Source organism: Streptomyces sp. NPDC012466 (assembly GCF_042955215.1).
GTDB lineage: Bacteria > Actinomycetota > Actinomycetes > Streptomycetales > Streptomycetaceae > Streptomyces.
Map to the genome: position 1 here is coordinate 58,178 of NZ_JBIBEQ010000014.1, position 19,293 is coordinate 77,470.

The 19,293-nt window shown below is 72.1% G+C and carries 20 protein-coding genes; 8 read left to right on the forward strand and 12 right to left on the reverse strand.

Annotation, left to right across the window (positions count from 1 at the left end; genetic code table 11):
• Positions 1-360 precede the first annotated feature (360 nt).
• Positions 361-1,443 (forward strand): alpha-lytic protease prodomain-containing protein, encoded by a 1,083-nt coding sequence (locus ACFY9E_RS36730; RefSeq protein ID WP_390992076.1) that lies wholly within the window; start codon positions 361-363, stop codon positions 1,441-1,443.
• 140 nt (positions 1,444-1,583) lie between these two features.
• Here ACFY9E_RS36730 and ACFY9E_RS36735 read toward each other — a convergent pair whose 3' ends face one another.
• Positions 1,584-2,600 (reverse strand): DUF3533 domain-containing protein, encoded by a 1,017-nt coding sequence (locus ACFY9E_RS36735; protein ID WP_390992079.1) that lies wholly within the window; start codon positions 2,598-2,600, stop codon positions 1,584-1,586.
• Between the two features lie 154 nt (positions 2,601-2,754).
• Between ACFY9E_RS36735 and ACFY9E_RS36740 the strand changes: the two genes are divergently transcribed.
• Positions 2,755-6,279 (forward strand): DNA polymerase III subunit alpha, encoded by a 3,525-nt coding sequence (locus ACFY9E_RS36740; RefSeq protein ID WP_390992082.1) that lies wholly within the window; start codon positions 2,755-2,757, stop codon positions 6,277-6,279.
• Positions 6,276-7,259 carry a hypothetical protein gene (locus ACFY9E_RS36745; RefSeq protein WP_390992084.1) on the forward strand — a complete coding sequence of 328 codons (984 nt, stop codon included), beginning with the start codon at positions 6,276-6,278 and terminating at the stop codon, positions 7,257-7,259. Before ACFY9E_RS36740 ends, ACFY9E_RS36745 begins: the two co-directional genes overlap by 4 nt.
• 16 nt (positions 7,260-7,275) lie before the next feature.
• Here the strand turns inward: ACFY9E_RS36745 and ACFY9E_RS36750 are convergent, their stop codons facing one another.
• Entirely contained in the window at positions 7,276-7,650 is a 375-nt protein-coding gene (locus ACFY9E_RS36750) for a cupin domain-containing protein (RefSeq protein ID WP_390992087.1), read from the reverse strand.
• Positions 7,651-7,729: 79 nt separating this feature from the next.
• On the opposite strand from ACFY9E_RS36750, the gene ACFY9E_RS36755 reads away from it, so the two are divergent.
• Entirely contained in the window at positions 7,730-8,176 is a 447-nt protein-coding gene (locus tag ACFY9E_RS36755; RefSeq protein ID WP_390992090.1) for a MarR family transcriptional regulator, read from the forward strand.
• 162 nt (positions 8,177-8,338) lie between these two features.
• Complete coding sequence (locus ACFY9E_RS36760; RefSeq protein ID WP_390992093.1) at positions 8,339-9,238, forward strand: alpha/beta fold hydrolase; 900 nt, start codon at positions 8,339-8,341, stop codon at positions 9,236-9,238.
• A gap of 124 nt (positions 9,239-9,362) precedes the next feature.
• On the opposite strand, the gene ACFY9E_RS36765 is transcribed toward ACFY9E_RS36760, so the two are convergent.
• Complete coding sequence (locus tag ACFY9E_RS36765; protein WP_390992096.1) at positions 9,363-10,364, reverse strand: lytic polysaccharide monooxygenase; 1,002 nt, start codon at positions 10,362-10,364, stop codon at positions 9,363-9,365.
• A gap of 182 nt (positions 10,365-10,546) precedes the next feature.
• On the opposite strand from ACFY9E_RS36765, the gene ACFY9E_RS36770 reads away from it, so the two are divergent.
• On the forward strand, positions 10,547-10,996 hold the full coding sequence (locus ACFY9E_RS36770) for a GNAT family N-acetyltransferase (protein ID WP_390992099.1): 450 nt from the start codon (positions 10,547-10,549) through the stop codon (positions 10,994-10,996).
• 48 nt (positions 10,997-11,044) lie between these two features.
• Here the strand turns inward: ACFY9E_RS36770 and ACFY9E_RS36775 are convergent, their stop codons facing one another.
• Positions 11,045-11,179 (reverse strand): hypothetical protein, encoded by a 135-nt coding sequence (locus ACFY9E_RS36775; protein ID WP_107308287.1) that lies wholly within the window; start codon positions 11,177-11,179, stop codon positions 11,045-11,047.
• A 138-nt stretch (positions 11,180-11,317) separates the two neighbouring features.
• Here ACFY9E_RS36775 and ACFY9E_RS36780 point away from each other — a divergent pair, with 138 nt between their 5' ends.
• Positions 11,318-11,977: a methyltransferase domain-containing protein gene (locus ACFY9E_RS36780; RefSeq protein WP_390992102.1), complete on the forward strand. Its 660-nt coding sequence runs from the start codon at positions 11,318-11,320 to the stop codon at positions 11,975-11,977.
• Here ACFY9E_RS36780 and ACFY9E_RS36785 read toward each other — a convergent pair.
• Together ACFY9E_RS36785 and ACFY9E_RS36790 are read right to left on the reverse strand one after the other, a co-directional pair.
• Positions 11,936-12,436 carry a DUF402 domain-containing protein gene (locus ACFY9E_RS36785; protein ID WP_390992105.1) on the reverse strand — a complete coding sequence of 167 codons (501 nt, stop codon included), beginning with the start codon at positions 12,434-12,436 and terminating at the stop codon, positions 11,936-11,938. The genes ACFY9E_RS36780 and ACFY9E_RS36785 overlap by 42 nt on opposite strands.
• Positions 12,417-13,346, reverse strand: a complete 930-nt coding sequence (locus ACFY9E_RS36790; RefSeq protein ID WP_390992108.1) for a GNAT family N-acetyltransferase — start codon at positions 13,344-13,346, stop codon at positions 12,417-12,419. The genes ACFY9E_RS36785 and ACFY9E_RS36790 overlap by 20 nt, the downstream gene beginning before the upstream one ends.
• 71 nt (positions 13,347-13,417) lie before the next feature.
• Between ACFY9E_RS36790 and ACFY9E_RS36795 the strand changes: the two genes are divergently transcribed.
• On the forward strand, positions 13,418-13,786 hold the full coding sequence (locus ACFY9E_RS36795; protein ID WP_390992111.1) for a GntR family transcriptional regulator: 369 nt from the start codon (positions 13,418-13,420) through the stop codon (positions 13,784-13,786).
• 6 nt (positions 13,787-13,792) lie between these two features.
• Here the strand turns inward: ACFY9E_RS36795 and ACFY9E_RS36800 are convergent, their stop codons facing one another.
• From ACFY9E_RS36800 to ACFY9E_RS36825, 6 genes are all read right to left on the reverse strand, one after another.
• Positions 13,793-14,569, reverse strand: a complete 777-nt coding sequence (locus tag ACFY9E_RS36800; RefSeq protein ID WP_390992114.1) for a DUF72 domain-containing protein — start codon at positions 14,567-14,569, stop codon at positions 13,793-13,795.
• 63 nt (positions 14,570-14,632) lie between these two features.
• Positions 14,633-15,028, reverse strand: a complete 396-nt coding sequence (locus tag ACFY9E_RS36805; protein ID WP_390992116.1) for a hypothetical protein — start codon at positions 15,026-15,028, stop codon at positions 14,633-14,635.
• Between the two features lie 113 nt (positions 15,029-15,141).
• A complete protein-coding gene (locus tag ACFY9E_RS36810; RefSeq protein WP_390992119.1) occupies positions 15,142-16,236 on the reverse strand; it encodes a DUF5925 domain-containing protein in 1,095 nt (364 codons plus the stop codon).
• A 74-nt stretch (positions 16,237-16,310) separates the two neighbouring features.
• A complete protein-coding gene (locus ACFY9E_RS36815) occupies positions 16,311-17,111 on the reverse strand; it encodes a polysaccharide deacetylase family protein (RefSeq protein WP_390992122.1) in 801 nt (266 codons plus the stop codon).
• Positions 17,104-18,102 carry a glycosyltransferase gene (locus tag ACFY9E_RS36820; RefSeq protein WP_390992125.1) on the reverse strand — a complete coding sequence of 333 codons (999 nt, stop codon included), beginning with the start codon at positions 18,100-18,102 and terminating at the stop codon, positions 17,104-17,106. The genes ACFY9E_RS36815 and ACFY9E_RS36820 overlap by 8 nt, the downstream gene beginning before the upstream one ends.
• The gene (locus tag ACFY9E_RS36825; protein WP_390992128.1) at positions 18,099-18,920 is read right to left on the reverse strand and encodes a glycosyltransferase; all 822 of its coding nucleotides are present in this window, start codon (positions 18,918-18,920) and stop codon (positions 18,099-18,101) included. The genes ACFY9E_RS36820 and ACFY9E_RS36825 overlap by 4 nt, the downstream gene beginning before the upstream one ends.
• Positions 18,921-19,293 lie beyond the last annotated feature (373 nt).

Consider the following 19,293-nt stretch of genomic DNA (forward strand, 5'->3'; position numbering starts at 1 on the left):
CGGCAGTTCGCAGCACTTCGTGGCCCCCGCACGCACCGCGTGCGGGGGCTTCACGCTGTGTGCGGGCGCCCTTCCGAACGGGGCGGCAGGGGGGCGAAATTCGGCCATGGGTAGACCTCGCAGAGTACGCCTACATTACTCGCGCGTAATGTTTGCAGTGTGAACGCGCGGGAGTTGGGTCCGATTTGACCGTGGACGATCAAATTGAGGGGGCGTGCGAAGCGCTGTCTACGCGCGTCTCGAACTCACCCTTGTGTGCTCCCCGTTGTCCTCGGAATAGTGGGCGCTCGTCAACGAGGCCCTTCCGGCTCGTGAGGTCCCCACAACCTCTCGCGCCGACCCCCCACAGGAGGACAGAAGTTGAAGCACCGACGCATACCCAAGCGGCGTGCAGCCGTGGCAGGCGCGGGCATCGCCGCGCTGGTCGCCGCGGGAGTGACGTTCCAGACCGCGAACGCCAGTGAGACCCCTGAGGCGTCCGCACCCCGGACCCTGTCGGTCACGGCGGCCGGAAAGCTCGCCTCGGCGCTGGCCGAGGACCTGGGCGGCGACGCGGCCGGAACGTACTACGACACCAAGAGCAAGAGCCTCGTGGTGAACGTGCTCGACGAGGCCGCCGCGCAGGCCGTCGAGAAGGCCGGCGCCAAGGCGAGAGTCGTGGCGAACTCCCTCGCCGAACTCAAGAGCGCCCGCAGCACGTTGAAGCAGGACGCGACGATCCCGGGCACGGCCTGGGTGACCGACCCGACGACGAACAAGGTCGTCGTCACCGCCGACCGTACGGTCTCCAAGGCCGAGTGGGCGACGCTGACGAAGGTCGTGGACGGGCTCGGGGCGAAGGCCGAACTCAAGCGGTCGAAGGGGGAGTACAAGCCCTTCATCGCCGGTGGCGACGCGATCACCGGTGGCAGCGGGCGCTGCTCGCTCGGCTTCAACGTGGTCAAGGGCGGCGAGCCGTTCTTCCTGACCGCCGGGCACTGCACCGAGGGCATCTCCGCCTGGTCGGACTCCAGCGGCAAGGCGATCGGCACCAACGCGGACTCCAGCTTCCCGGACAACGACTACGGGCTGGTCAAGTACACCGCGGAGGTCGCCCACCCGAGCGAGGTGAACCTGTACAACGGGTCCACCCAGAAGATCTCGGGCGCCGCGGACGCGACCGTCGGCATGGCGGTCACCCGGAGCGGATCGACCACGCAGGTGCACGAGGGCAAGGTCACGGGACTGGACGCCACCGTGAACTACGGCAACGGCGACATCGTCAACGGGCTGATCCAGACCGACGTGTGCGCGGAGCCCGGTGACAGTGGCGGGTCGCTGTTCTCGGGCGACAAGGCGGTCGGGCTCACGTCCGGCGGCAGCGGTGACTGCACCTCGGGCGGGGAGACGTTCTTCCAGCCGGTGACCGAGGCGCTGTCGGCGACCGGGACGCAGATCGGCTGACACGCTGAGTGTGTGAAGTCCCGCCCCTTGTGCGAGGGGCGGGACTTTTGCGTGGGGCGGGCTTTTGCGAAGTGTGGGTTGTGCGGGGTGTGGGTTTTGCTGGGTGTGGGTTTTCGTGGGGAGCCGCCGAACCGCTGTGGTTACGGCGTCGTGTTCGCCCCTTTGCGCAGTGCGGCTGCCGCCAGGGTGATCGCGGCTCCCGCCACCGCCCACGCCGACAGGACCAGGAGAGACGTCGTCATCGCGTTGTCGCCGAAGTAGGCGATGGAGCGCGTCGCCCAGGTGCCGGCGCCCGGGGGCAGGGCCGGGCCGATCGCCTTCCAGAAGGGCGGGAGGAGGGGTGGCGGCAGGGCGCCGCCCGCGCTGGGGTTGCCGAGGATGACCACCAGCAGGATGACCAGGCCGATGCCGATCGTGCCGAAGAGCCCCTGGAGGGCGAGGGTGGCCGCGCCCACGGCGAAGATGATCAGGGTGCCCAGGCCCCAGAGGGCCGCGGTGCTGCCCGGCAGGGCGTCCAGGATCGGGCCGGTGATGAGGGCTCCGCCGAGACCGCCGGTGATCGCGACCAGGGCCATGACCGCCAGGCGGATCGCGGCGCGCGTGGGGTTGGAGGGTTTCGCCCCGGCGCTGATGGCCAGGGCCGCGGCGCCCAGGTAGCCGCCCACGCACCAGCCGATCACCAGGTAGAAGGACGACAGCCCGTTGGGGTCGTGGGGTGCGGACGGGATCACGTCGATCGTCCGGATGGTGCGCCGCTCGGACTTCTCCAGGGTGGTGACGAGGGCCGTCAGTGTGGTGGAGAGGACCCTGCCGCCGCCGGAGGCGACCAGGAGGGTGTCGGTGCTGCCCTTGGGGTCGATGATCAGGGCGGCGTCGATGTCGCGGTGGGCGAGCCGGGTCCGGGCCGTCGACTCGTCGGGCAGGGCGCGGGGGTCCAGGGGGGAGCCGGGAAGACGTTCCAGCCGGGTGACCGCCTGCTGGGCCGCGGCCTGTGGGGCGACCAGGCCGAAGGGCACGTCCTTGGGCTTCGGGTCGTGCAGTGCTCCCACGTAGGACGCGATGAACAGCAGCTGGAGCGCGATCACGCCGACGATGAGGAGGGTGGCCCGCGGGGTGACGGCGTCTCTCACCTCGGCGAGGAACGAGCTGTGCGGCATGCCTCCACGGTCGGGGCTCGCGGGGTGTTTCCGCAGGTGGGGCGGGGCCGAACGGATGTCGCACATACATTCGAGGATGGGGGTATGGTGGGGGTGAGGTAGTTGGGAACAGATGTTCGAGAGCTGGTGTGGCTCACGAGTGCGGGAGGTGCGTGTGCCGGGGTTCACGCATCTGCACACCGTCTCCGGATTCTCGTTGCGTCATGGAGCCTCGCACCCGGAGCGACTGGCCGAGCGTGCCTCCGAGCGGGGCATGGACGCCCTGGCGCTGACCGATCGCGACACGCTCGCCGGCGCGGTCCGGTTCTCCAAGGCCTGCGGGAAGGCGGGGGTCCGTCCGCTGTTCGGGGTCGATCTGGCCGTGGCGGGTGCGGAGCCCGGAGCCGAGCATCAGGGGCGGCGGCGCCGGACCCCGGTGCGGGGTGGTGCCTTCGTCGACGAATCGGCCCCTCGTGTGATCTTCCTCGCCCGGGACGGTGCCCGGGGCTGGGGGGAGCTGTGCCGGCTCGTCTCGGCCGCCCACGAGGGGGAGGGGGCGACGCCCCTGCTGCCCTGGGGGCGCCATCATGCCGAAGGGCTGACCGTGTTGCTCGGGCCGGAATCGGATGTCGGGCGCGCCCTGGCCGCGGGGCGTCCCGACCGTGCGGCGCGGCTGCTCGTGCCCTGGCGGGAGAGCTACGGCGACGACCTGCGGCTGGAGGCCGTCTGGCACGGCCGGAAGGGTACGGGGCCCGGGTCGCTGCGGCTGGCCGCCCGTACCGTCGGCTTCGCCGCCGAGCAGCGGATCCGGCCCGTGCTCACCAACGCGGTGCGGTACGCCGATCCCGGGCTGGGGCCGGTCGTCGACGTTCTGGACGCCGCCCGGCGACTGGTGCCCATCGATCCGGCCGGGGAGCTGGACTCCGGCGAGGCGTGGCTCAAGGGCGCCGGGGACATGGTCGGGGCGGCGGAGCGGATCGTGGAGGCCGCGGGGTTCCGGCGGGAGACCGCTCACCGGCTGGTGGAGCAGACGGAGGCCACGGCCGCCGAGTGCCTGGTGGACCCCGAGAGCGATCTCGGGATCGGCACCGTGCACTTTCCCGAGCCGCATCTGGTCGGCGCCGGGCACCGCACCGCCCAGCGGACGCTGGCCTCACGGGCTGCTGCCGGGATGGTGCTGCGCGGATACGACCGGCGACGGGAGTACTGGGAGCGGATGCACCACGAGCTGGACATCATCGCCCACCACGGATTCGCCTCCTACTTCCTGACCGTCGCCCAAGTGGTCGACGACGTACGGAAGATGGGCGTCCGGGTCGCAGCCCGGGGCTCCGGGGCCGGATCGCTCGTCAATCACCTGCTCGGCATCGCGCACGCCGATCCCATCGAGCACCGGCTGCTGATGGAGCGGTTCCTGTCGAAGGAGCGGGTCGTGCTGCCCGACATCGACATCGACGTGGAGTCCGCGCGCCGGCTGGAGGTCTACCGCGCGATCATCGACCGGTTCGGCACCGAACGGGTCGCGACGGTCGCCATGCCGGAGACGTACCGCGTGCGGCACGCCATCCGTGACGTGGGGGCCGCCCTGTCCATGGACCCGGCCGAGATCGACCGCATCGCCAAGTCCTTTCCGCACATCCGGGCACGGGGCGCCCGCGCCGCGCTGGAGGAACTGCCCGAACTGCGCGCGCTGGCGGGGGAGAAGGAGAAGTACGGGAGGCTGTGGGAGCTGGTCGAGGCGCTGGACGCCCTGCCGCGCGGGGTCGCCATGCACCCGTGCGGGGTGCTGCTGTCCGACGCCTCCCTGCTGGCCCGTACCCCGGTCATGCCGACCAGCGGCGAGGGCTTTCCGATGTCGCAGTTCGACAAGGACGACGTCGAGGAGCTCGGGCTGCTGAAGCTCGATGTGCTGGGGGTGCGGATGCAGTCGGCCATGGCGCACGCGGTGCAGGAGGTGGAGCGGGTCTCGGGGAAGAGGGTCGATCTGGACGCGCTGCCCCCGGACGACCCCGCGACGTACCGGCTGATCCAGTCCACCGAGACGCTCGGGTGCTTCCAGATCGAGTCGCCCGGGCAGCGGGATCTGGTCGGGCGGCTCCAGCCGGCCGGCTTCCACGACCTCGTCGTCGACATCTCGCTGTTCCGGCCCGGCCCGGTCGCGGCCGACATGGTGCGGCCGTTCATCGAGGCGCGGCACGGACGGGCGCCGATCCGGTATCCGCACCCGGATCTGGAGGGGCCGCTGAAGGAGACCTACGGGGTCGTCGTCTTCCACGAGCAGATCATCGACATCGTCGACATCATGACCGGCTGCGGGCGCGGCGAGGCCGACCGGGTGCGGCGCGGGCTGTCGGACGCGGAGTCGCAGGGGCGGATCAAGGTGTGGTTCGCGCAGCACGCGGCGGCGAACGGCTATGACGCGGAAACGATCCAGCGGACCTGGGAGATCGTCGAGGCCTTCGGGTCGTACGGCTTCTGCAAGGCGCACGCCGTCGCCTTCGCCGTGCCGACGTACCAGTCGTCGTGGCTGAAAACCCATCACCCGGCTGCCTTCTACGCGGGGTTGCTCACGCACGACCCCGGGATGTACCCCAAGCGGCTGCTGCTGGCGGACGCGCGGCGGCGTGGGGTGCCCGTGCTGCCGTTGGATGTGAACACATCGGGAGTCGCACACCGTATCGAACTGGTGTCCGGTAAGTGGGGGCTGCGGCTGGCGCTCTCCGACGTGCACGGCATCAGCGAGGCCGAGGCGGCCCGGATCGCCGAGGGGCAGCCGTACGCCTCACTGGTCGACTTCTGGGAGCGGGGCCGCCCCAGCCGTCCGCTGGCCCAGCGGCTCGCGCAGGTGGGAGCGCTGGACGCGTTCGGCGCCAACCGCCGGGATCTGCAACTGCATCTGACCGAGCTGCACCGGGGCGCCCGGGGTGCGGGCGGCGGGCAGCTCCCCCTGGCCGGAGGCCGGAAGACCGCTCCGGCCGGGCTGCCCGATCTCACCTCCTCGGAACGGCTCAGCGCCGAACTGGGCGTGCTGTCCATGGACGCCTCACGCAATCTGATGGACGACCACCGGCAGTTCCTCGACGAGCTGGGCGTGGTGTCGGCGCGGCGGCTGCGCGAGGCCCGGCACGGGGAGACGGTGCTGGTCGCGGGCGCCAAGGCGGCCACCCAGACACCGCCGATCCGGTCCGGCAAGCGGGTCATCTTCAGCACCCTGGACGACGGCACGGGCCTGGTCGACCTCGCCTTCTTCGACGACTCCCACGACGCCTGCGCCCACACCGTCTTCCACTCCTGGCTGCTGCTGGTGCGCGGGGTGGTGCAGCGCCGCGGCCCGCGCAGCCTCAGCGTGGTGGGCGCCGCCGCCTGGAACCTCGCGGATCTGCTGGACGTGCGCCGGGAGGAGGGGCTGGAGGGGGTCGCGGCCCGGCTGGCCGGCCCCGGCGGAGGAGGTACCGGTGATGAGGGTTCCGGCGATGACGCTTCCGGCGACGACGGCGAGGGTGCCGCGCGCCGGCGGCTCGCCGGGTCGGACGGAGCGCCCGCGCCGACGGGCTCCGCGGCCAGGGATCCGATGGAGCAGCGGAAGATCCGCATGCCCACGGGGTACGAGATGCACCCCTGGGCCGATCTGCGTCCGGCGGGCGAAGGGCCCGCGAACACGAGGAAGTTGTGGCACCAGAGTCCGGGGAGTGCGGGATGACCATCCTCTGCGTACGTTTCCAGCTGCCTCCGACGAGCGAGGCCGACCTGCCCCAGCTGCTCGGGATGCTCGAGGAGTTCACCCCCGTCGTCCAGGCACTGCCACCGGACGGGGCGCTGGCCGACCTGCGCGGCGCCGAGCGGTACTTCGGGCGGGACGCCGTCGAACTGGCCTCGGTGATCCGGGTGCGGTCGCTCGCGCTGTACGGCGTCGACTGCGTGATCGGGGCGGGGCCCGGGCCGATGCTGGCCCGGATGGCGCTGCATGACGCCGTGCCCGGGGTGACGTGTGCGGTGCCCGACGAGCCGGGCGCCATCACGGAGTTCCTCGCGGAGAAGCCCGTCGCCGAGCTGCCCGGCGTGGGCACCGCGACCGCCCGCACGCTGGGCGACTACGGCCTGGACACCCTCGGCCGGGTCGCCGCCGCACCGCTGTCCACGCTCCAGCGGCTGATCGGCGCCAAGGCCGGCCGCGAGCTGCGTGAGAAGGCGAACGGCGTCGACCGCGGCCGGGTCGTGCCGAACGCCGTCTCCCGGTCCCTCGCCGCGGAACGCCCCTTCGGGCGCGACGAACTGGACCCGGACCGGCACCGCCGGGCGCTGCTGTCGGCCGCCGAGGAGATCGGCGCCCGGCTGCGCGCCCTGGAGAAGGTCTGCCGCACGCTCACCCTGACCGTGCGCTACGCCGACCGGTCCGCCACGACCCGCAGTCGCACCCTGCCCGAACCGACCGCGCACTCCCCGGCGCTGACCAGGGCCGTGTACGGCATGTACGAGGCGCTCGGACTGCAGCGGGCCCGGGTGCGGGCGATCGCCCTGCGCGCCGAGGGGCTCGACCCCGCCGACCAGGCCTCCCATCAGCTGACCTTCGACCCGGTGGACGAGAAGGTCCGCCGTATCGAGGAGGTCGCGGATCGCGCGCGAGCGAAGTTCGGGCCGCGGGCGGTGATGCCCGGGGGGCTAGGGGGGCGGGCGGCGTAGAGCCTTCCGCGTGACGTCAGTTGGCCCACGGCGGCACGATGCGGGTGCCGTCGGCCAGCCGTGCCTCGAGGCCGATCGAGGTGGTGACCCAGGAGTACGCGGTCCGGTCGGTCGGGTTCTCGACGGTCAGGGTGGCGCCGGGGTTGATGATCACCGTGTCGCCCGCGGCGATCCGCTCGGTGCGGCCGTCGAGGGTGATCAGCAGTTCGCCGTCGAGCAGATGGAAGATCTCCTCCCGGCTGACCGTGTGCGCGGGCGCCTTGAGGCCGGGCGGGAGCTCACCGCGCCAGGCGCACAGCTCCTTGCTGCCGCTGCTCGGGGTGGCGTACGAGACGAAACGGGCGCCGTGGATCTCGTGGGTGACGGCTTCGGACGATCGGACGATGGGCATGAGGCCTCCAAGTGGTCAAGCTGCTTGACTATATAGTCAAGCAGCTTGACCATCGCGTCAAGGGTGTTTCAATGCATGCGTGCACAACTCCGAGGCCATGGCCCTGTCCGCCGCCCTGCTCGCCGCCGCCGGCGGGCTCACGCAACGCATCCACGAGGGCGTGATCGCCCGTGGCTTCGAGGGGCTGCGGCCCGCGCACGGCTTCGCCTTCGCCCGGCTCGCTCCGGACGGCGCGACGGTCACCGACCTCGCCGTCCATCTCGGGGTGACCAAACAGGCCGCGAGCCAGCTCGTCGACGAGATGGTGCGCAAGGGGTACGCCGAGCGGCGGCCGCACCCCGGGGACGCGCGGGCGCGGCTGGTCGTGCTGACCGGGCGGGGCTGGGACTGCACGCGGGCCGCGGAAGAGGCGGCGGCCGAGGTGGTGCGGGAATGGGGTGCGGTAGTGGGGGAGGAGGAACTGCGCCTCCTGGGAGAGCAGTTGCTGCGCGTCGCTCCTCGCGGGCCCATTCGGCCCGCCTGGTGAGGGTGGGTCCCCGGCGGCGGTTATCACTGGAAGTTTTTACTGACGCGTAACTTCCCAGTTTGACTACTCGCCCGTAACTTGACGAGTGAACAGCATCCTCGTGATCCGGATCACAGGGCCCAGTGCCGTCGCGCCCCCTTTGAGCCGCAAGGAGATCACCCGATGCTGCCCTGGAAACGAGTGCTCAGACCCCTGGCCGCGCTGCTGCTGACCGCCGCCGCCGTCACCGTCCCCGCCACCACCGCCCAGGCCTCCGGCGCCCCGAGCTGGGGGTCCCCCCTGCTCGAGCGAAGCCGAGAGCTTGGGGGAGGCTGGAACGACTACTCCTGCAAGCCGTCCGCCGCCCACCCCCGCCCCGTCGTCCTGGTCCACGGCACCCTCGGGAACTCCGTCGACAACTGGCTGGGCCTCGCCCCCTACCTGAAGGTCCGCGGCTACTGCGTCTTCTCCCTCGACTACGGCCAGTTGGAGGGCGTCCCCTTCTTCCACGGCCTCGGACCCGTCGAGAAGTCCGCCGGACAGCTGAAGGACTTCGTGGACCGGGTGCTCGCGGCCACCGGCGCCACCGAGACCGACGTCGTCGGGCACTCGCAGGGCGGCATGATGCCCCGCTACTACGTGAGGTTCCTCGGCGGGGCAGCCAAGGTGAACGCCCTGGTCGGTATCGCGCCCAGCAACCACGGCACCACCCTGAGCGGTCTCACCCACCTGCTGCCCTACTTCCCCGGCGCCGCGGACCTGTTGACGAAGAACACCCCCGCCCTCGCCGACCAGGTCACCGGCTCCGCCTTCCTCACCAAGCTCAACACGGGCGGCGACACGGTGCCCGGCGTGCGCTACACCGTCATCGCCACCCGGTACGACGAGGTGGTCACACCGTGGCGCAGCCAGTACCTGAACGGGCCGGACGTGCGCAACGTCCTGCTCCAGGACCTGTGCCCCGTCGACCTGTCCGAGCACGTGGCCGTCGGGCTGCTCGACCGGGTCGCCTTCCACGAGGTGGCCAACGCCCTCGATCCGGGGCGGGCCAGGCCCACCACCTGTGCATCGGCCTTCGAATGACACGTGTCACCGGATGACACGTGTCAGGGAGACGTTCGGGGCCTGTCCGGCCTGAGCCGCCGGACAGGCCCCTGGTCAGGGGGCGGTGGACCGGGTCAACGGGCCCCGTCCACCGGACCGTGGTTCACCGGCCGTGCCGTCCGGCGCTCTCCGTCCGGCGCCGGGCCGACAGGAACAGGGCCGACGAGCCGAGCGCCAGGGCCGCCGCGCCGCCGATCGCGAGGTAAGTGGTGCCGCTGTCACCGCCGGTCTCGGCGAGGTTCTCGGTGGCACCGGCCGCCTCGGGCCGGTTGGGCGCGGATGCGGCGGCCTTCGGCCGGACCGCAGTGCTCCCCTTCGGGGCCGCGGCCGGCTCGGCCGAGGTGCTGGGGTCGTCGTCACCGTGCCCGTGGTGCTCGATCGTCGACTTGCCGTTGCCCTCCTCGATCTGCTCGTTGGTGGGAGCGGAGGCGGAGGGGGCCGGGGCGGCGCCGCCCGCCGCGCCGCCATCGCCGCCGAAGCTGACGTCCGAGCAGGAGTAGAAGGCCTCCGGGCTGTCCGAACGCTGCCAGACCGCGTACAGCAGGTGCTTGCCGGAGCGTTGGGGCAGGGTGCCGGAGAACGTGTAGAAGCCGCCGGTGGCGGCCGGGTTCGTGGACGTCGCGACGGGGTGCGCGAGATCCAGGTCCTTCCAGGCGAGCGGCTTGGCCGGGTCGTAGCCGGGCTTGGTGATGTACACCGTGAAGGTGCCCTTGTGAGGCGCGGTCACGCGGTACTTGAAGGTGTGCGAGCCGCTGTTCACGCCGGTCGCGGGCCAGTCGGCGCGGGCCAGGTCGAGGCCCTTGAACTCCTCGCTGTTCGCGCTGCACAGCTTGCCGTCCGGGATGAGCTGCTGGTGCCGGCCGCCCGCGTCGCCGATGCGGATGCCGTTCCAGTCGTAGAGGGCCTGGGTGCCGCCGGCCGCGACCGCCGCCTTGCACGCGGCCGACCTGGGGCTCTCGGGGCCCTCGGCGTAGCACTGCGCGACCCGGCTGACCGGGTCGCCCATCGAGCCGTGCGCGGCGGCCGGGGCGGCGGTCAGCGCGGTCAGGGCGAACGGGAGGCCGCCGAGGGCGGCGACGGTGGCGGCCTTGCGGCGTGCGGGCATGCGGGAACTCCTCGAAACGGTGCAGGGGACAGGGCCGGGCCCGAAGGGGCCGGATCCCGTGGGGTGGTCCCGAAGCTAGCCCCTGAAAACCGGGAAATCGCCTGCTGAGGGCGGGGGGAGGAGATCCTTATGGCCCGCTTAAGGGAGTGTTCGGACTGTCATCAGGTAGGTACCGTCACGGCATGGCAGACGAGGAGATCCGGCCGGCCGGGGCCGCCGACGTACCGGTCGTCGCGGACGTGGTCGACGCGGCCTTCCGCCCCTACATCGAGCGCATCGGGCGGGTGCCGCAACCCATGGAGGAGGACCACGCGGCGAACGTGGCCGCGGGCAAGGTGTTCGTGACGGGCGATCCCGTGACCGGGCTCGTCGTCGTCGAGGCGTTCGAGGACCACCTCTTCCTCGACACCATCGCCGTCCACCCCACCGCACACGGCGGGGGAGTGGGGCGGCGCCTGCTGCGGTTCGTGGAGGCACACGCGCGTGCGCTGGGGCTGCCCGAGATCAGGCTCTACACCAACGCGCTGATGTGGGAGAACCAGAAGATCTACCCGCGGTATGGCTACGAACGGGTGGAGCGCCGCGTGGACGGGCCCTATGACCGCGTGCACTACCGCAAGCGGCTGCTCTGACCCCCGCGGGCGGCCGCTGCGACGCGTCTCATGACCGGCACCGGCCGCTCAGGCGTCCGGCCACCACGTGCGTGCGATGTCCTTGCGGACCTCCGGGCGCCCCGCGGGGCGCTCGTCGGCTTCGTCGCGGACCCGGCGGACGTCCGTCTTCTTCAGGGGCTTCTGCACGGTCACACGGCGCATGGCTGCCTCCTTAAGGGTCTACCGGGTTCCGCGTTCTCACGGAGGTAGACCTTTCGGGGGAGGGTTACTCATCGCTCCTGGTCTGTCAGTGGCGGCAGTCACGATTCGAGTGTCAGTGGCGGGTGTCACTCTTGGGCCATGACGAACGACAGTGAGCCGGTGACCTGCTTCGACGTCGACTGGGACGCCGAGGCGGCCTCCTTCGACGACGAACCCGACCACGGCCTGCGCGACCCCGACGTGCGCCGCGCCTGGGCAGGGCGGCTGCGCGGCTGGCTGCCGGGGCGCGCGGGCGACGTCCTCGACCTCGGCTGCGGCACCGGCAGCCTGTCACTCCTCGCGTCCGAGCAGGGGCACCGCGTCACGGGCGTGGACCTCTCCCCGGCGATGGTGACGCTCGCCCGGGAGAAGCTGGCCGGACGCGACGCGGTGTTCCTCGTCGGGGACGCCGCGTCACCGCCGGTCGGGGAGCAGCGGTTCGACGCCGTGCTCGTCCGGCACGTCCTGTGGGCCCTGCCCGACCCCGGCCGCGCCCTCGCGCGCTGGTGCGGGCTGCTGCGGCCGGGAGGGCGGCTCGTGCTGGTCGAGGGTGTGTGGGGGAGCGACGCGCCGGTCGGCATACCGGCCGAGCGGATCACGCGCCTGCTCGGTCCGATCGCCGGGCAGGTACGCGTGGAGCGGCTCTCCGGCGATCCGCTGCTGTGGGGCGGGGCGGTGGCGGACGAGCGGTACGCGGTGATCGCGCAGGCCCGGGCGTCAGGCCAGGAGCGCGGTGAATCCGCCCCCGCGGGCCAGTGACTCCAGCTCGTCGAGCGCGGCCAGGGCGGCCTGTGCCGCCTCGGGGTCCGACTCGCCGAGGCCGCTCTCGGCGAACTCGTCCTCGTCCAGGCGCCGTACGTCCGTGCCGTCCGCGGAGCGCCACAGGTCCAGGTCGAGATCCTCCACGACCAGTTCCGGGCCGGAGCGCCGGGCGGGGCGGGTGACGTCGCAGTACCAGCCCTTCAGCGTGCCCGTCGCCGAGCGGACCTCCTTCACCGCGTACCAGCGGTCGCGCCAGTAGTACTCCGTGAAGACGTCCCCGGGCTCGAAGCGGACGAAGCCGAAGTCGCGGACGCCGGAGCCCGCCCAGGGGGCGCGTACCGCGACGCGGGTGCCGTCGTCCGCCAGCAGCTCGCCGGTGTAACGGATCTTCGTACGGCCCGCCTTGACGAGGACGACGTCCAGCCGGGCGGGCCCGTCAGCCGAGTTCGCGGACATAACGCACTTCCTTCGCGCAGACTTCGTAGCCGAACCACTTGTTGATGGCGATCATCGGCTCGTTTCCGGTGTCGTTGCCGGTGAACGCCTCCGTGTACCCCGCGGCGCGTGCCCGGTGCAGGGAGTCGTTCTTGGCGAGCTTCGCCAGGCCCCTGCCGCGGAACGCGCGGGCGGTGCCGGTCATGGCGGTGCCGTAGCGGGAGTCGCCGTCGGTGTACGCCACGCTGAACGCGGCGGGGCGGCCGTCGACGACCGCGACCGTGGTCAGGTCGCGGTTGAGCAGCGGGTGCTTCCAGTGCTCCTCGACCCAGGCCTCGTAGTCCGTGAACTCCACGTCGATGTCGCTCGGTTCGTCCGACGAGGTCTCCGCGTCCAGTTCGAACATCGGGCGCGGGTCGTCCGCGAAGTCGGTGGCCGTGCGCAGTTCGACTCCCGCCGGAAGGTCCTGGCGGGGCGGCAGGGTGCCGGCCGCCAGGTCCAGGCGCAGGAACCAGGCGGAACGGCTGGCCCGGAAGCCGTGCCGCTCGGCGAAGGCACGGTTGTCCGGCTCGTCCAGCACCCAGGTGAACAGCTTCGTGACGCCCAGGCGCCCCAGGCGCTCCTCGGCGGTGCGCAGCAGGAGCGAACCGGCGCCGCGACCCCGGTGGCCGGGACGGACGTAGATGTTGGCCGAGCCCTGGCCCGGCTCCGGGCTGTCGTGGGCGACGCTGACCTGAGCCGTGCCGATGATCTCACCGTCCTCCTCGGCGACGAGCTGCCCGAAGTGGGCGTCCGGGTGGGCGTGCGTCAGGGTGTGCACCACGGACTCGGGTGTGGAGAGCATGTACGGAAGGGCGAGGCGGCGGGTGGTGGAGAACCCCTCGGCGTCGGCTGGTACATCGGGGCGCAGGTCACGCACGATCACGGTCATGGAGGCGCACGCTACGTGTGAACCCCTCGGGGGTGCCTCTCATTTTCCGCCGGGTGCGCGACAATCGGCGTGTGACCTTGAAGATCGACATCGACGACAGTGCCCCGCCCTACGAGCAGGTGCGGGCGCGGATCTCCGAGCAGGCGCGGTCGGGTGCGCTGCCGGTGGGCTACCGGCTGCCGACCGTGCGGGGACTGGCCGAGTCGCTGGGCCTCGCCGCGAACACGGTCGCCAAGGCCTACCGGGCGCTGGAGGCGGACGGGGTGATCGAGACGCGGGGCCGCAACGGCACCTTCGTGGCCGCGGCCGGCTCGGCGGCGGACCGCGAACTGGCCGCGGCCGCACAGACCTACGCGGAGCGGGCCAGGAGGCTCGGGCTGGGCGAGGATGTCGCGCTCGCAGCGGTCCGGGACGCCCTGCGGGCGGCTCACGAGGCGTAGGGCCTCTCAGCCGGACGGCTGCGTCAGCCGCTCCGGTGTCCGTGTGATGTCCAGACCCGCCGACCTCCCCGCCCGTGCGAACGCCGTCGCGTCCGCCACCGCGGCGCCTCCCGGGTCGTTGTTGAAGTACGCGAAGACGTCCTCGCCGTCGGACCAGGTCGTGGCGATGCGGTCGAGCCAGGTGGCGAGGGAGCGGCGGCCGTAGCGGGGCCAGGGCCGGGCACGGCCCTGGTGGAAGCGGACGTAGCCCCAGTCGGTGGTGCGCCACAGCGGTGTGGCCGGGCGGGCCAGGATGTCGGCCCAGCACAGGGCGGCGCCCCGGGACTCCAGGACCCGGCGGACCTCCGGTGTCCACCAGGAGTCGTGGCGCGGCTCGACCGCGACCCGGGTCGGGGCCGGGAAGCAGGCCAGGCACGCGTCCAGCAGGCCCGGGTCGGCGCGCAGGGTGGGCGGGAGCTGGAGCAGGACCGGACCCAGGCGGTCGCCGAGGCCCGCCGCGTGGCTCATCAGCCGGTGCACCGGCTCCTCGGGGTCCTTGAGCCGCTTGATGTGGCTCAGATAGCGGCTCGCCTTGACCGCGACGACGAAGTCCGCGGGCACCCGTCCCCGCCAGTCCTCGAACGTCTCCCGGGCCGGAAGCCGGTAGAAGGCGTTGTTGATCTCGACGGTGGCGAAGTGCCCCGCGTACTCCTCCAGCCAGAGCCGCATCGGCAGCCCGGACGGGTACAGGACGTCCCGCCAGTCTTTGTACTGCCACCCGGACGTGCCGACGAACAGGGTCATACCCCTATGAAAACACCAGGCGCCCTGGAGGGCGGCAGCGGCGGCCCGGCCTTCCGGCCCCCGCTACACCTCGGTGCGCGTGTGGAAGCGGTAGAACAGCAGCAGGAAGACGGCTGCCGTGACCAGCAGCGCCGTGATGACCACCGGGCGGAGGTCGTCCCCGGTCTGGCTGTAGAGGAAGCCCAGCGCGGCGCCGGCGAACACGGCCCGGAGCAGGGCGTGCAGGGCGTGCAGGTCGCGCCTGAGACGCCGGGTCGCCTGGACCACGGCGATGCACAGGGCCATGAAGGCCAGCGCGCTCCACACGCCCGACGCCACATCCGGTCCGGTGATCGGGCCGCCGTGACGCCGGTTCACCGCGACCCAGTTGCCGTAGACGACCCCCAGGACGACGGGCAGGACCCACCGCGCGACGCGGTGGGCCGGTTCGCTGAACACGGTGGGTGCCGTGTGTGCCATCGGATGCCTCCCTGGTCCATGCGGAGCTCGGCGTCGCTCCGCCGGACACTGTGGCACGCCCGGTTAACAGGGAGGTGAGAAGCGGTTGTGAGCGACCCCGGCGGGTGGCCTCGCTACAGATACAGCCCCGCGTCGACGCCCCCGCGCGGCTCCGGCAGGGAGGTCGGGGACGTGCCCCGGCGCAGCGCGTACAGCTCCGCCAGCGTCGCGCCCTCGCGGCCGACCCCGTCTTCCCGGCCCAGCCAGTTCACCGCCTCGCCGCGGGTCAGCGGACCGACCTCGATCCGGGCGAGGCAGCGGCCGGGGCGGACCACGGCCGGGTGCAGGCGCTCCAGGTCCTCGTTGGTGGTGACCCCGACCAGGACGTTGCGGCCCTGGCCGAGCAGGCCGTCCGTCAGGTTCAGCAGCCTCGACAGGGCCTGGCCCGCCGTGTGCTTGGCCTCGCCGCGGATCAGCTCGTCGCAGTCCTCCAGGAGCAGCAGCCGCCAGCGGCCCTTGCCCGTCGCGTCCTCCTCGCCGATGGCGATGTCCATGAGGTAGCCGACGTCGGAGAAGAGCCGCTCGGGATCCAGGACGCAGTCCACCTGGCACCAGTCGCGCCAGGAACGGGCCAGCGTCCGCAGCGCCGACGTCTTGCCGGTGCCCGGCGGGCCGTGCAGCAGCAGGAGACGGCCCGCGATGTCCTCGGGGGTCGTCTTCATGAGGCGGTCCATGGCGTCCGCCACCGGCGCGGTGTAGTTGGACCGGACCTCGTCCCAGGTGCCCGCCGCGATCTGGCGGGTCGTGCGGTGCGGGCCGCGGCGCGGGGAGACGTACCAGAAGCCCATCGTGACGTTCTCCGGCTGCGGTTCGGGCTCGTCCGCCGCGCCGTCCGTGGCCTGGTCGAGGACCTTCTTCGCCAGTTCCTCGCTGGTCGCCGTCACCGTGACGTCGGCGCCCCGGTTCCAGCGGGAGACCAGCAGCGTCCAGCCGTCGCCCTCGGCTAGGGTCGCGCTGCGGTCGTCGTCCCGGGCGACGCGCAGCAGGCGGGCGCCGGACGGCAGCAGCGTCGCCCCGGACCTGACGCGGTCGATGTTCACCGCGTGGGAGAACGGCTGCTCGCCCGTCGCGAAGCGGCCGAGGAACAGCGCGTCGACGACGTCGGACGGGGAGTCGGAGTCGTCGACGTTGAGCCGGATCGGCAGCGCCTCGTGCGGGTTGTCAGACATGCCGCCATGATCCGGCACGGGGGCGCCGCGTGCACCCGGTTTCCCTGTGCACGCGGCATGTCGTCCCGCGCAGGTCAGCCCCCGGTCCGGGAGACCAGCCGGCGTGCCTGCCGGGTCCTGCGGACCACGGCGTACCCCTTGGTCAGGACACGGTCCCGGGCGAACGTACGGGCGATCGCGCGGCCCTCGACCACCCGCTCGAACTCCTCGACGCCGGTACTGCGGCGCACCGTCACCCGCCGCAGGGCGTACGGCCCCTGCGCCCGGCGTGCGAGGCCGTTGCCGACGGCGAGGGCCTGGGCGTACCCCGTCTCGCGCACCGCCTGCCGGACCCGGCGGCTGGAGTAGCCGTAGGGGTAGGCGAACGAGGCCGGTACGGCGCCCAGTTGGTCCGAGACGATCTCCTTGCAGTGGATCAGCTCGAACCGCAGGGTGGCCTCGGAGACCTGGTCGAGCTGTGGGTGGCTGTGGCTGTGCCCCCCGATCTCGACGCCCGCCGCCGCGAGTTCGCGGACCTGGTCCCAGTCCAGCATGGTGTCCAGGCCGCCTCCGGTGTCGTACGGGCCCCTGAGCCACCCGGTGGAGACGAACAGGGTGGCCGGGAAGCCGTGCTTGGCGAGCGCGGGGAGGGCGTGCCGGTGCACGCCCTCGTAGCCGTCGTCGAAGGTGATGAGGACCGGCCGTTCGGGCAGCGCGCGGCCGGAGCGCCAGCACGCCGCCAGTTCGGCCGTGGTGACCGGGGTGCGGCCCCGGTCGGCGAGCACCGCCATCTGCTCGGCGAACGCCTCCGGGGTCACCGACAGGGCGCGGGTCGCCTCGTTCGGGTCGGTCGCGACCGCGTGGTACATGAGGATCGGTACGCGGGCGTCACTCACGGGCCGTCACCTCCACCCGCGGCACCGCGAACGTGGTCCCGCTCCGGCGTGCCCGGGCGCTGCCGACGACGTAACCGCCCGCCGCCGTCAGCACCCCGGCCACGATCGCCCCGGCCCGTCCGGCACCGCCCGGCCGGGCCAGCAGGGCGTCCCGCAGACCCCGGGCCACCCCGGCCGGCAGGACCCGGGTGGCGTACCGGCGCTCGGACTCCAGGCCCTTCTCGGCCCCCACGCTCCGGGCCACCAGGGCCTTGGACAGGCCCTCCGCGTAGGCGCGGGTGCGGAAGTAGCGGAACCGCTCCCGGATTTCGGGCACCCGGTGGTGGATCACCGCCCGGTCGTCGATCAGCAGGACCGCGTCGGGCCGGGCGCGGCTGAGGCGGATGCACAGTTCCGTCTCCTCGCAGCCCAGTGGGCGTTTGTCGCCGTCCCGGCCGATGCCGGTGGCGAAGCCGCCCGCCGCGTCGAAGGCGCTGCGGCGGAACGAGGCGTTGCCGCCGAGCACGTTGCGCACCCGCACCCTGCCGCGCGGCAGGCCGCGGTACGTGCAGCCCACCACCCAGTCGAACTCCTCCGGGAACCAGACCGGCCGCCGCCCCGACGCCCAGACCGGCACGGTGCGCCCGCCGACCGCCATCACCCGCGGGTCGTCGTACGCCTCGGCGAAGTGCCGCAGCCAGTCGCGTTCGGCCACGGCGTCGTCGTCGAGGAAGGCCACGATCTCGCCGCGGGCGGCGGCGATGCCGGTGTTGCGGCCGGCGGACAGGCCGCGGGGGCCCGCGTTGGCGAGCACCCGCACCACGGTGCCGTCGGAGGACTCCTTGTACTCCTTGGCCAGACGCTCCCGGAGCGTCTCGTTGTGATCGACGACCAGCAGCGTCTCCAGGGCCGGCCGTGACTGCGCGCGGACCGAGGAGACCGCCGCGAGGACGTCCTCCCAGCGGTCCTCGGTGTACGCGCAGATCACGACGGAGATGCCGGGACCGCTCAAGACACCTCTCCCCGCATGGTGTCCAGCATCGGCGAGTGGGGCGAACGACGGCGCAGGGCGCGGCGGTTGGAACGTTCCTGAAGGATCACCCTGAGCACGCGCAGCCCGTCCCGCACGGCCCGCAGATTGCTGACGCCGTGGATGCGCAGGTACTCGTGGCTCGGGATCTCCTGCACCTTGAGCCCGGCCTTGACGACCCGGATGTTCATCAGCGTCTCGACCTCGAAGCCGGTGCAGTCGAGGTCGATCTTGTCGAGGCAGTGGCGCCAGAACGCGTTGTAGCCGTAGCAGAGGTCGGTGTAGCGGGCGCCGAACTTGCGGTTGACGACCGTGCACAGCGCCCAGTTGCCGAGCTTGCGGATGAAGGTCATGTCGTCGGTGCCGCCGCCGTTGGCGAAGCGGGAGCCCTTGGCGAAGTCCGCGCCGGAGACCAATGCGGAGACGTAGGAGAGGATCTCGCCGCCGTCCGCCGAGCCGTCCGCGTCGACCATCACGATGATGTCGCCGGTGCAGGCCTGGAAGCCGGTGATCAGGGCGTCGCCCTTGCCCTTGCCCCGCTGCTCGACCACCTTGACCTCGGGCCACAGCTCGCGGGCCACCTCGACGGTGTTGTCGGTGGAGTTGCCGTCGACCAGGACCACTTCGTGGATCCAGTCGGGCAGGGTCTTGAAGACGTACGGAAGGTTCTCCGCCTCGTTCATGGCCGGGATCACCACGCTCACCGGCGGCGCTATGGCCAGGTGGGTGGAGACGGGCCGGTACTTCCCGGCGGTCGGCGGATGCGGGTCCGTCGCGGCCGGCTGCAGTACGGAACTCATGAGTCTGGTCCCTCTCGTCCGGTGGACCGCCCCCCCAGGGCAGTCCGGATCCAGTCCGGTTCGAAAGGGGGGTTCTCACCCGTGGCACGCCGAGATGGAGCTTCGGGCACGCCGGGTGAGCTGGCAAAACTGGCCGGCCGCGAAAAAACGGCAGCCGACCGCGCGGCACGGCCCGGAGACAATTGCGGTCACCGAGCACGGCACCCCCCTACCGCGCCCCGCGCCGGTTCGTCGCGGTCCTTGAGCCCTCCCCTGGAGCCGCGTACTGACGGACCGATGCGGGTGAGATGTATGACGGTATTGACGATTGAACCCGTATGGCAAGACCTGGAACGGCCTCTCACGTTTTTGTTGGTTTGGTCGTTGCGAGGGA